The organism is Serratia sp. 506_PEND (assembly GCF_001076875.1).
GTDB classification, from domain to species: Bacteria; Pseudomonadota; Gammaproteobacteria; order Enterobacterales; family Enterobacteriaceae; genus Serratia; species Serratia marcescens.
In genome coordinates this window covers 1-12,060 of record NZ_JVEL01000432.1, presented here as the reverse complement: position 1 = coordinate 12,060, position 12,060 = coordinate 1, and the positions used below count along the sequence as shown (strand labels likewise).

The window sequence follows — 12,060 nt, the reverse complement described above, 5'->3', positions numbered from 1 at the left end:
GCCCCGCAGTGGGAGGAGTGGCAGGCCGGCCTGCCTGCGGCGGCGTTTCGGCCCAGCGATTGGATCTTTAGGGAGTGCTTCTCCGGCAGCCCGATCGCGGTGCTGACCTTGCACAACGGCGAAGTCAGGGTGTTGCCTTAAGCCTTACGCCGTGGCGTTGGGCAAGCGCACGGTCACGCGGTTGTTGGCCGTTGGCAACTGCAGCGGCGTTTCCTGCCAACTCACCGCGATAACCAATACCGGCGGGGCCGGCACGCGCGGCTCACGCCCGTCGGGCCCCACGCTGTAAGCATCCCATTCAATCACAAAAACCCCGCCGTCTTGCGGCTCGACCCGCTCGACGAAAAAGGTGGTGTCCGAACCGCGCCCGCCCGCCGGTTTATGCGCGTAAGAGAGCAGGCTGAACCACTCGCCGGCGAAGTACAGATGGTACAGACCATCGACGATATGCTCGCCGTGGAACTGGCAGCCGCCGACGCTCAAGCCGTCACCCGACGGGGATCCCGCCACGCGTTCAAGATCGCGCACGAAGCGATCGGTCGGCCGGTTATCCAGCAACAGCTCATAAGGCGGCGTGTGCAGCAGCGCGGCAGGATCGTCCGCCTGGCGCAGATCCGCCGGCAACATCGAGCGCGCCGCCAGCATCCGGCCGTTGGGTAAGGCGATCTCCAGCCGATCCGCCGGATCCGCTACCCACTGCGGCACCCACAGACCGCGTACAAGGTGCAACGGCGTAACCTCCGCCTGCCGGCATTTCTCCCGCAGCCGCGCCAGCGCCTCGGCGGAGCCGGCGGCCAACGCGTCCTGCTCGCGATCGGTCAATGCCGGCAGCGCGTACATCATGCGGGCAGCAGGCTCGTAGACCGTCAGCCCCTCTCCCTCGCGGCCGCGGGTCGGGATCAGGCGCAGCTTGCCGTCGTCCACGTCCTGCGGCGCGGCACAGGCGCCATGCACAATCGCCCCGTCGCGCAGCAGCAGCGTCCAAAAGCTGGGGCCGCCCATGCCCAGTTCCCCCACGCCGCCAATCTGCCGATCGCTGTCGCCGGCGTGCGCCATTTCAATCGGCTGCGAATGCCAGTCGGTCTTGCGCCACTCTGCCGCCTCTTCGGGTTCTTGCCCGCTTTTAGCGGCGTACTTCGCCCATTGCAGCACGGCAAACAGCGCGATGCACAGCACACCCCAAACCGGGTGATCCTGCCAAATCAACACCCAACCGACGATCAAAAGCGCCCAGGCGGCCATGACGATATCCTTTTCCACGAGAAAACCGCCTGATTCTAGCGCAGGAAACGCAAGCGGTTGAAGCCTATGCAATGAATAATTAGCCGTTAAATAGAAAGATAATAATTTCAGCGTTATTTCTGTGACTATGAAGATTACATAAATAATGCTTCACTGCGTGATTTTAACGTAGAAAAGACAACTCCCTGTTTATCAATGCAATATTTATAACCCTGTTAAAAATAGAAAAATGAAAGTGAAAAAAACCGCAATAATTTGTGCATATTCTAAACATTGACTATGTTTATACGTACTCTTTATATGCAGGTAAACAGACTGAGAAACAAAAGATAAAGACTCTCAATATAATTAAAAAAAACCTCGCGTACCGCGTGGGTGAAACGCTATTTATTATAAAAATTCCGAGGCTATTTTATCTCCACGGAACGGGTTACTTTGCGTTTTATCAGGCCAATAGGCTACACACCGCAATTAATATCATTATTAGCTTTCCGGAGATCGACAATGAAAATCGTTACGGGCATTATCCTTACCTCTGTGGCCGCCTTCAGCGGCGCGGCTTACGCGGCCGATGCGCAACCTACCACCGGCAACGCAGAAGTGACGCTGGAACACGTGCACGCCGTGATGGAAAACGGCAGCCCGGCGCCGCAGCATGACGCCGCCTGCAAAAAAGAACTTTCCATGCCGGAATCGAAATATATGGGCATGAAGGTTAAAACCGATTACACCATCAACAGCAGCACCATGATGATGTCGGCCAAATCGATGTTCCCATCGCCGGATTCCATGAAGCCCATGGAACTGACGGTCGATCTCTCCGCGCTGGGCCTGGCGGATGTGTATGCCTTCGGCGCCTTTAAACCGGCCGCATTGCCGCAGGCCTATATTTATTTCACCATCGACAAGGATTTTAAAAATCCGGTCAGCACCTTTATGATCATTAACCAAGGCAAGCAATATAACTGCGTCATTTCCAGCTCGAATAAAATGATGAGTGAAGAAATGCGCGGCAAGATGATGAAGAAACAATAACGGAATGAAAAACGGCGCTTCCCTTAGCAGGAAGCGCCGCCAGCAAAGCCTTAAATCAGACCAGGATTGTATTTCTGGTTGAACTTCTCTTCCGACTGGAACAGATAAATAATGCCTTCGATAAAGCCGACAATCGCCGGGATCCCCGTCCAGCAGAACAGCAGGTAGAACAGCCCCCACCACTTCATCCCCAGGTAAAACTTGTGAATGCCCAGCCCACCCAGGAAGATGGCCAGCAGGGCCGCCGCGAGCTTGTCTTTTCTGCTCATAGTGCACTTCTCCTTACTTCTCACCGAACCACCGGCATGTCCAAAAAACGGATGCCGCTCCGCAGAGCGCCGCATCGCAATGCTTGAGGTGAAAACATTCACCCATCAAGACTCAACAGGGGTAATTATAACAGTGATTAATTAAACGGTTGTTTAACCGGCGAAAGGGTAAGCAAAGGGAGTCTGGAGAGGAGGTGGTGCCGATAATAGGAGTCGAACCTACGACCTTCGCATTACGAATCCGAAGTTAACGACTTTCCAACCCTCTGATAGATAACATCAATTATCATGTTTTCTTTTAAAAACAGATAATAACAAAACACTTGCGTTGATAAAAGATCATTGATGTTGATGTTTATTGCCCGCATTTACTTACATGAGCACTTACATTACATTGCCTGTCATTTCACACACACGAGAGACCACAAATGGCACAGCCCAGACAAAAACTCACCATAGAGAGAATCCGTAAATTTTGTTTACCAGAAGGAAAAGATCAGGCGTTCCTGTGGGACGCGGATGTATCCATGCTTGCCTGTCGCGTCACTAAAGGCGCAAAGTCGTTTATCTTCCAAAGTTACTTCGCAAGTAAAAGCATTCGCATCACCATCGGTAACATCAATGACTGGAGAATTGAAGACGCGCGTACCGAAGCACGAAGACTTCAGACACTCATAGACACTGGCATAGATCCGCGCTTAGCTAAAGCTGAGAAAATTGCAAATGCTGAATTACGCCAAACAGAGGCCAGAAAGGCGAAGGTCACTTTTTCCAGCGCATGGAGTGATTACATTGACGAATTAAAAACAGGTATCAGTGCCAAAACCAAGCGCCCATATTCTGAACGCTACATCACCGATCATCTTCATTTAGCATCACGGGGTGGTGAACTAAAGAAAAGGGGCAAGGGTTCAACAATTGCGGGGCCAATTGCTTGTTTACTTGATCTTCCTCTATCTGAACTCACAGCTTCCGTGATTTCAGATTGGTTAAGTAAGGAAAGACGAAACAGGCCAACAGTAACAGCACATGCCTACCGTTTATTACGTGCATTTATCAAATGGATGAGCTACCAACCCAACTATCAAGGCATTATCTCACTGGATATCACTCAGGATCACAATGTCCGAAAAGTTGTTCCCGTATCTGGTAGCAAGGAAGGTGATTGTTTACAAAAAGAGCAGCTCAAAGACTGGTTCTATGCTGTCAAAAGCTTGAATACCCCAGTTGCGTCAACTTACTTGCAAGTTTTGCTCCTGACAGGCGCAAGGAGGGAAGAAATTGCGTCCTTAAAATGGAATGACATTGATTTTGAATGGTTAAGTATGCGCATAAAGGACAAAATTGAAGGGGAAAGAATCATCCCACTGACACCATATGTAGCGGAACAGCTTAAATCTCTTGCAGCAAAGCTAGGAACCAGTACTACTCAGAATACATGGATTTTCTCCAGCAAGAGTAGTAAAAGCGGAAAAATCATTGAACCACGTTCAGCCCATAACCGAGCACTTGAAAGAGCAGGTTTGCCCCACATTAGTTTGCATGGATTACGTCGCAGTTTCGGCACACTGGCTGAATGGGTGGAAGTTCCAACAGGAGTCGTGGCACAAATCATGGGACATAAACCCAGCGCTCTTGCTGAAAAGCACTATCGTCGCCGTCCGTTGGATCTACTGAGGAAATGGCATAAAAAGATCGAGTGCTGGATTTTAAAGCAATCAAAATGACTTCCATAGTGTTGATAGGTGTTGTTCCGTGTTGATACCCGTTGATTTTTCCATATAGATTACAGCAAGTTACAGCAGGTGTTTTTGTTGACAACGGAAAATCTTTATGTAGAATCAGCCGATGTAGTACCTCAACACTCGCCGAAAAAGGCGTTTATCAAATATTAACTTTTTAAGGAAACAGTATGACTGAAGATCAGCATATTGAGTTGCGTATTGAGCATCTCATTTCTTCTATAGAAGAATACATGATTACACCAAATAAACCTTCATTAGCTTACAATTTGCTACCAGAATGTCCTGAGGTTAAAAGAGCTGGCGAGTTACTGGATTTTGTCAGAAATGGCATAAGCTCTTTTGACGAATCCGTAGAAAAATTTAGAACTCGTATTATCAATCATTTTAGTCACCTTCGTCGCAAGGCATCTTTCGTTCGATTAATTCGTTCAAAAATGATGTGTTCTCTCTATATAAATTCGAAATTGAATTCAGCAAGATCACCTCGACATGTACGTAAATCAGCTAAATCCAAAAGCTCATCAAACAGTAGCCGTGGTAACGATCCTGCAGACCCCGATCCCGAAAGATCTTATTCATCATTATTCCCCCTTCTGAATCAAGTCATAGAATTCCTTATCTTTATCTACTCTTTCTCATTTATGCCATTCATTGCGGCCTCAACTTCTGAGGTGGCGAAATGATAAATTCTATTTCAACTCTTCCTGAATCGATATACGTTGATATCAATTTTGTCGCAAATGCATTTGGCTATAAAGCACAAACATTGCGCAAATGGATTTATCTTGACAAGTATCCAGAAGGATTCCCGCGACCAGAAAAAGTAAACAAGAGAAACCTCTGGTTCCGCAAGGATATCGAGAAATACTTTTCCAGCCGACGCTTTCTCGCCTAAAGAAATAAAATAACATCATCATCCAACGTAATGACTTTAGTTACGTTGGGTACATAAATGAGAAATCAACATATCATGAATAAAAATAGTTATCCAACCGATGCTCTTCCCTTTGTGATCAGAAACTTGCTTCCATGGAGTGATACAGATAAGAGCATATCCCCTATATTAATTGCGAATGCAGCCCTATCTGCCGCATCATTAGCTTGCCAGTCACTGGTTAATATCATACCGCCTTATTCATCTGATCCAGAACCTTGTTCTCTATACCATATAACCTTAGCTGAAAGTGGTGAAGGTAAAACGACTGTCAGTAAGCAGTTTATGAAGCCATTCAATGAATTTTCATCCCGAATGAAAAATGAATACAGAGAGCAATTATCAGTATATGAACAAGAAAATGACACATGGCAAACTGTACATAAAGGATTAAAGAGTAACCTAAAGCAAGCGGCTAAAAAGGGTTATGACACAGGTGTAATTAAAAATAAAATCAAGGAACACTTTATGCATCAACCACAAAAACCACTGTGCATGAAGCTTCTCTATGATGATACAACACCCAAGACATTAATTGAAGGACTCATGGAGTACCCTTATGTTGGATTAATGCCTGATGAAGCAATCACGTTCTTTAAAGGATATGTCAGGAATAGCTTTGGGTTGTTGAACAAAGCCTGGGATGGCGAAACTTATCATTATTCACGCGCTGATGGAGAGCCTTGCGATTTTAAACCTTGCTTGACCCTATCGCTAATGGCACAACCAGGTGTGTTTGACGAATATCAGAAAAATACCGGACAATTATCCAAGGGTAGTGGATTTATGTCCAGGGTTTTATACTCAGAAATTACACATTCAAACGTTGCAGCTCAACACAATATTAACTCTGCTAACTTTGATGAATCAATGGCAGTCTTCTCTGGGAGAGTACGCGAGTTACTGGAACTTCAACAAGATAAATTTTACAGTAACAACCTTAGTAAAACATCCCTGATGCTCACAGAGGAAGCGAAGACATTTCTTAAAGCCAAAGTACATGATTTACAAAAAAAGACACTGGAAGGCGAGGAGTTTGAACATGTTAAGGATGCAGTCGCCAAATCTCATTCTAATGCATTAAGGATTGCAGGCAATTTCCATTACTTTTGTAGCCTGAGTACAAACTTAATCTCTTTGAACACTATATCAAATGCTTATCGTATTGTTGAATGGCACCTTCATCAAATGAGCCAATTATTTTACCCAACATCCAAGCAGTATCAATTTGAGCAGGATGTGTATGATTTATCAGTCTGGATTAAGAATCGATTTAACAATCCTAAAGGCGAATCACTGGTATTAAATGCATATACAGATAATCATGAGCGGATGAAAATCAGACAAGGCATGCCATTTCCAAAAAACGATATACTAACCAGCGGACCAGGCCGATTACGTAATTCAGAAATCGTGGAACCTGTTATTGAACAGCTAATCAGCCTCGGTTTGATTGCAATAATCAGATATACACCGAATGGTGCGCAACATATATCCCATCCTTTGGTGCAAACAACATCCACTCCGGGATATTCTAACTTTGTCTACAACGACTCAGTCCCCATGGTTTCAATCGTTTCAATCATAGACAAGCGCCATGTCAGCCGAAGAAATGGGAACTATGATAAAGTGATATCTCAATGGCAGGCCCAATAAATATCGTCATCACTTATGGTCGATTTTTAAAATGAATGCCTTAAACACCTGCTATTTCCTGCTACAGTAGCAGATATTGCAGCGATTAAGGGTACTGGAACAAAAAATATTTTAACAAATGAGGGGAGGATTATCTCCATGGAGATCTTTCCCTCTTTAATAGTTGTTAAACAATGCAGGTTGATCATGAACATCTTTCGACTCACACGCAGAAACAAACAGGTTCACACAACACACTCAAAAAAGGCATTGACACACTTTTCTGTTGAGCACCGCTATAATGACGTTAAATAAAATAGCATAGTGCTAAACCAAATAGCATAGTGTTAAATTAAATAGCATTACTTAAAAAAACCACGAGAAATGACATGTTTATCCATCATCAATAAAGGAGTAATCTGATGATAACTATCAAATTTCATAGCCTAATGAAAGAACGAGATCTTACTGTTGCACAAGTTGCCAGACTGACAGGATTGAATCGAAGTACCATATCATCACTTGACAAAGGGAGGACTCAAGAAGTTAGCCTTCATTCACTAGACCTCTTATGTGAGCTATTCAAATGTACAGTTAGTGATATACTTGGGTACAATCCACCAGCATCTAAAAACCAGGATGAATCGAATATGAACATATCAACGACAACCCCGAGTCTAACAACTCCAGCTAAAAGTATAAATTATGATAACTGGGTTTCCTCTAACTAAACAATGATTACCATTAAATATCAGCCAATATTTAATGGTATTTACAACCACACTCATGAACTATGTTTGCATATACACTTTAAACAGCACAGGAAGCTTTGTAAGCGATTTAATAGCCACCAGCAACAATATGTGTTGGTTTATTATTAAAACGCTTACAGGCTCATAGATAAAGAATCAAATCATTTATAAAATCATAGCGAAACACTAACCACCATTAATAGCTATAATCATTTCTGACTACAACCAAAGTTACGCTCCCCATCAGTAAAACACTTCGAATATTCTTTTGCAAAATAACTGGTTGCAAATATCAACCGTTTATATTCCTCGGATTCTTTACCATCTTTAGCATTAAGATAAAAACAACCGTTCTTTGCGAGATGAACAAGTTGTCTATAGTAAGGATAGGTTAAGCCTAATGCACTCATCCACGCTCTGTGAATGAAGCTAACCAATGCCCCCTTATCCTCATTAAAGTTACCTACATAGTTAAATGTATCTTTGTTAAGGAGTAGAAGAAGGTGATAATGCTTCTTTGATGACGTAGGTGTAAATTCTCTCACCCATAAAAAACCCACTGATGTTTTATGTACCCGTATACCATCTTTTTCCTTTGCTTTAATATAAGCTTTAATTATTGCCTTTAGTGAAGCTATAAATCTTGATATGACAGATGAGTCTATTTTAACAAAATAAGTTTCATCAGGCATATCATTATTAACAACATCATGCTCTATTAAAGGTGTATGTAGATCAATTCTTAATGATGTTATTCTTGGATGCTTTACAAGTGCATTATCGATTGTTTCTTCAATTCTCTTAAGCTGATACTTGTTCAACTTACCTTTTGATATCATGTACTTACTCATATACAACTTTCCTTTTAATATTTATATAATTATCATTTCAATAACTAATCATAGATTATCAATCTACAATCATTAGCAAACATCTATTTAGCCAACATTAATTGTTATACAGACAAACACTAAAGATAGTTGAATAGTATCCTTAGTACTCCATTAAGGTCTTATACAAATAATTAACACATCATGATAATGGATTTAATCCATTGCATTAGATATCCTGTCACTATATAAATATAGATAATGTTAACTTACACTTATACTCATATCAATCAAGTACATTAATAACAAACAATATTTAATATGCAGATAGTTATTTAATAAGTATTGTAATAAACATTATTAACAAACATACATTAGCAAACATATACATTGATAAACATAATAGACACACCGACACAATAATCAATTAAATAACTCCAGAGACAATAAAAGAAGAAAACATGTCTTTTATATTAAATCACATTAAAAAACATTATGTAATCACTCTTGAGTTATCACATAGAATATACAGTCTGAAATATTTTTAACTTACAGAATATTTCAGACCTATATAACTATAGTGTCCACCTTATCCTTTCTCATATTAATCTCTCTTAACAACTCTATAAGGCCCAGTGGTTCATCCCACTGGGCCTTATGTCATTTTAAGGAATACCTATGACTCGTTTAGCATCCCGCTTTGGTACAGTGAATTCTGTTCGCCGTGACCGTCCTTTAACGCATGATGAATTAGTGCATTATGTCCCCAGCATCTTCTCAGAAGAAAAACACGAATCCCGCAGTGAAAGATATACATACATCCCCACCATAACTCTGTTAGATAACCTGCAACGTGAAGGTTTTCATCCATTCTTTGCATGTCAGACTCGTGTTCGTAATCCCGATAAACGAGAGCATACCAAACACATGATCCGCCTCAGGCGTGCAGAACAAATTACCGGCAATCAGGTCCCGGAAATAATACTGCTGAACAGCCATGACGGGTCCAGTTCTTATCAAATGTTGCCAGGTTTATTTAGAGCGGTTTGCCAGAACGGTTTGATTTGCGGTCAGTCGTTTGGTGAGGTTCGTGTCCCTCACATTGGTAATGTCGTTGATAAGGTCATTGAAGGTGCTTATGAAGTCCTCGGCGTATTTGATCGGATAGAAGAAAACCGTGAAGCCATGCAGTCACTAATATTACCGCCCCCAGCTCAACAGGCATTTGCTAAAGCCGCCCTGACATATCGTTTTGGTGAAGAGCATTCCCCCGTTACTGAATCACAGCTGTTATCTCCCCGCCGCTGGCAGGATGAATCAAATGATCTCTGGACGGTCTTTAATCGTCTTCAGGAAAATCTAAGTAAAGGTGGACTATCTGGTCGTACTGTACAGGGTAAACGATCCAGAACACGTGCTGTAAAAGGTATCGACGGTGATATTAAGCTTAACCGTGCATTGTGGGTGATGGCTGAAAACATGATTGACTTGCTAAACAAATAACTACCGCGTTGACTCACTGATATCCCGTGTTATTACTCCCACGGACTTACCCCATTAATGAACCAGGAATATACCCATGAACCACATTATTAATCTTAACGATACGCATTCGTTACTGCCACAATCTACCAATGCCAGTTCTGCACCAGCATTAACCACCACCCTTGTCCCGGACGAGCAGCGCATCGCGTTCTGGCCTCAGCACTTTGGCAACATACCGCAGTGGATAACCCTCGAACCAACTGTTTTCGCGTGGATGGACCGATTCTGCACGGACTACATCGGCGGTATCTGGAACTTTTACACACTGAGCAACGGCGGGGCGTTTATGTCTCCGGAAGCTGACGATGACAGCAATGAGCCCTGGTCGCTGTTCAACACCATGAACGGTAACGGTGCAGAGCTCAGCGCCGAAGCTGCCGGGATTGCCGTCTGTCTGATGACGTACAGCCACCACCGCATAAAACGCCGTTACACCTTCCCTTAGTTTCGTCATCCCCTATAAAGAGATCCACTCATGCAAACACAATCTGTCTCCACAGTGCGGACAGCTCAGTCACGTCCGTCTCCCGTAGAAATCTGGCAGTTACTGTTGACGTACCTGCTTGACCAGCACTACGGCCTTACGATCAAGGACACACCTTTCAGTGATGGAAATGTCATTAGCGAGCACATTGACGCCGGTATCTCACTGTGTGACGCGGTGAATTTCATCGTCGAAAAGTATGATCTTGTGCGCACTGACCGTTGCGGCTTCTCCATGGCTGAGCAATCACCGTTGATAAGCTGTATCGATATACTTCGGGCCAGAAAAGCAACAGGTCTGATGCAACGTCAGGGTTACAGGGCCGTTACCGATATCACGACTGGTAAATACAGTGTGGCGAAAACATGAAGATAACCACTGAAGCCGCACTCAATATCCTGATTGACTGGCTACGCGACAATATCGACTGTGGATCTGAAATCATCTTTGATAACGATAAAAACAATACGGATTCAGCAACGCTGTTGCCCTGGATAGAACAGGCAAGAAATGATGTTTGTGCTCTTCGCCATCTTCAACGTGAGCAACACACCAAATCCGATTAGCCGCCCTGCCAGCCCTACTCATCACACTCGCATTAGCGCCAGCCCAAACAGGCTGCCGCTTTGCTTTATATAAAGGAAAAAAACAATGTCAGAACTCATCATCTCAGAACCCGAAGTATTAACCGACCACACCGACGTAATTTGCTCCACCAGTATTGAACGCATTGTCACCGGACGTCATGCTGCACTGGCGCAAATTGAAACGCTGATACAGCAACTCGACGATATCTCGACGCTGACCAGCAACATCGGCGGTGGTAAAGCAAATGAATGGGGAGTGCGGCAATACCGCTACGACTGCTGGCTGATGGAGAAAAAAGAAACAGCGATGAAAGCCATTATCCAAAATATCGATCGTGGTATTTGGCGGGACCTGATGAGCAAGTCAGGGATGCTTTCGTTGATGGATGCTCAGGCTCGTGACCAGTGGTACAACAGCCTTGAAAAAGATGATATTCCCGAGATATCTGAAGCCAATATTGCCAGTACCTTTGAGCAACTGCACCAGAGCAAAAGTGACGTATTTGAGCGGGGTGTTATTAACGTGTTCAAAAGCTTATCGTGGAATTTCAAGACAAATAGCCCTTGCAAATTTGGAAATAAAATCATCGTGACGGGGCTGGTCAAATGCGACAGGTGGGGTTTTGGGCTTAACTGGGGATGGCAACGTGATCGTCTTGCTGATCTGGAACGGATGCTAATGATAATCGACGGCAAACCTATTCCCGATAATCGTGAGGACGTGACCCGTCGTTTGAATGATCATATCCATGAAAACCGACACAGTACCCATTATGAGGACGAAATGTTCAGGATTAAGTACTTCCAGAAAGGTACAAGCCACATCACCTTTAAAAAGCCAGACTTGATTGACAGGATGAATGATATTGTTGCGAAGCATTTTCCTGCAATGTTACCTGCCCGCTCCTGAGTTTCTCTTCATCTCATTAAACCATCAGCTTACATGCCGTATGCCGTATGCCGTGGAGCGGCTTTGTTGAATAAATCAGAGTCAGGCGACAG

At 43.9% G+C, this 12,060-nt stretch carries 13 protein-coding genes and 1 pseudogene; 11 read left to right on the top strand and 3 right to left on the bottom strand.

Going from position 1 to position 12,060, the window contains the following annotated elements:
• Nucleotides 1-144 precede the first annotated feature (144 nt).
• Nucleotides 145-1,260, bottom strand: a complete 1,116-nt coding sequence (locus ADK28_RS16475) for a hypothetical protein (RefSeq protein ID WP_233496232.1) — start codon at nucleotides 1,258-1,260, stop codon at nucleotides 145-147.
• Between the two features lie 486 nt (nucleotides 1,261-1,746).
• Between ADK28_RS16475 and ADK28_RS16470 the strand changes: the two genes are divergently transcribed.
• Entirely contained in the window at nucleotides 1,747-2,277 is a 531-nt protein-coding gene (locus ADK28_RS16470; protein WP_033641199.1) for a hypothetical protein, read from the top strand.
• A 50-nt stretch (nucleotides 2,278-2,327) separates the two neighbouring features.
• On the opposite strand, the gene ADK28_RS16465 is transcribed toward ADK28_RS16470, so the two are convergent.
• A complete protein-coding gene (locus tag ADK28_RS16465) occupies nucleotides 2,328-2,546 on the bottom strand; it encodes a TM2 domain-containing protein (protein WP_015376761.1) in 219 nt (72 codons plus the stop codon).
• 428 nt (nucleotides 2,547-2,974) lie between these two features.
• Between ADK28_RS16465 and ADK28_RS16455 the strand changes: the two genes are divergently transcribed.
• The 5 genes from ADK28_RS16455 to ADK28_RS33540 all read left to right on the top strand — a co-directional run bounded on the left by ADK28_RS16455 (nucleotide 2,975) and on the right by ADK28_RS33540 (nucleotide 7,591).
• Nucleotides 2,975-4,273, top strand: coding sequence for a tyrosine-type recombinase/integrase (locus ADK28_RS16455; protein ID WP_048796115.1), 1,299 nt, complete (start codon nucleotides 2,975-2,977; stop codon nucleotides 4,271-4,273).
• 185 nt (nucleotides 4,274-4,458) lie between these two features.
• The gene (locus ADK28_RS31595; protein WP_152929707.1) at nucleotides 4,459-4,974 is read left to right on the top strand and encodes a hypothetical protein; all 516 of its coding nucleotides are present in this window, start codon (nucleotides 4,459-4,461) and stop codon (nucleotides 4,972-4,974) included.
• Nucleotides 4,971-5,186: a hypothetical protein gene (locus tag ADK28_RS31590; protein ID WP_065429419.1), complete on the top strand. Its 216-nt coding sequence runs from the start codon at nucleotides 4,971-4,973 to the stop codon at nucleotides 5,184-5,186. The genes ADK28_RS31595 and ADK28_RS31590 overlap by 4 nt, the downstream gene beginning before the upstream one ends.
• A gap of 75 nt (nucleotides 5,187-5,261) precedes the next feature.
• The gene (locus ADK28_RS30160) at nucleotides 5,262-6,881 is read left to right on the top strand and encodes a YfjI family protein (protein ID WP_075202080.1); all 1,620 of its coding nucleotides are present in this window, start codon (nucleotides 5,262-5,264) and stop codon (nucleotides 6,879-6,881) included.
• A gap of 401 nt (nucleotides 6,882-7,282) precedes the next feature.
• Nucleotides 7,283-7,591, top strand: a complete 309-nt coding sequence (locus tag ADK28_RS33540; RefSeq protein WP_075202079.1) for a helix-turn-helix domain-containing protein — start codon at nucleotides 7,283-7,285, stop codon at nucleotides 7,589-7,591.
• A 230-nt stretch (nucleotides 7,592-7,821) separates the two neighbouring features.
• On the opposite strand, the gene ADK28_RS16445 is transcribed toward ADK28_RS33540, so the two are convergent.
• Nucleotides 7,822-8,463, bottom strand: coding sequence for an inovirus Gp2 family protein (locus ADK28_RS16445; protein ID WP_065429418.1), 642 nt, complete (start codon nucleotides 8,461-8,463; stop codon nucleotides 7,822-7,824).
• Nucleotides 8,464-9,120: 657 nt separating this feature from the next.
• Here ADK28_RS16445 and ADK28_RS16440 point away from each other — a divergent pair.
• The 5 genes and pseudogenes from ADK28_RS16440 to ADK28_RS16420 all read left to right on the top strand — a co-directional run bounded on the left by ADK28_RS16440 (nucleotide 9,121) and on the right by ADK28_RS16420 (nucleotide 11,968).
• Nucleotides 9,121-9,945 (top strand): DUF932 domain-containing protein, encoded by an 825-nt coding sequence (locus tag ADK28_RS16440; RefSeq protein ID WP_048796114.1) that lies wholly within the window; start codon nucleotides 9,121-9,123, stop codon nucleotides 9,943-9,945.
• 76 nt (nucleotides 9,946-10,021) lie between these two features.
• Nucleotides 10,022-10,402: pseudogene (locus ADK28_RS16435) on the top strand (antirestriction protein); the annotation flags it as partial.
• A 60-nt stretch (nucleotides 10,403-10,462) separates the two neighbouring features.
• A complete protein-coding gene (locus ADK28_RS16430) occupies nucleotides 10,463-10,840 on the top strand; it encodes a TA system toxin CbtA family protein (protein ID WP_048796113.1) in 378 nt (125 codons plus the stop codon).
• Nucleotides 10,837-11,037, top strand: coding sequence for a DUF957 domain-containing protein (locus ADK28_RS16425; protein WP_048796112.1), 201 nt, complete (start codon nucleotides 10,837-10,839; stop codon nucleotides 11,035-11,037). The genes ADK28_RS16430 and ADK28_RS16425 overlap by 4 nt, the downstream gene beginning before the upstream one ends.
• Before the next feature lie 85 nt (nucleotides 11,038-11,122).
• Entirely contained in the window at nucleotides 11,123-11,968 is an 846-nt protein-coding gene (locus ADK28_RS16420; protein ID WP_048796111.1) for a DUF4942 domain-containing protein, read from the top strand.
• Nucleotides 11,969-12,060: the final 92 nt, after the last annotated feature.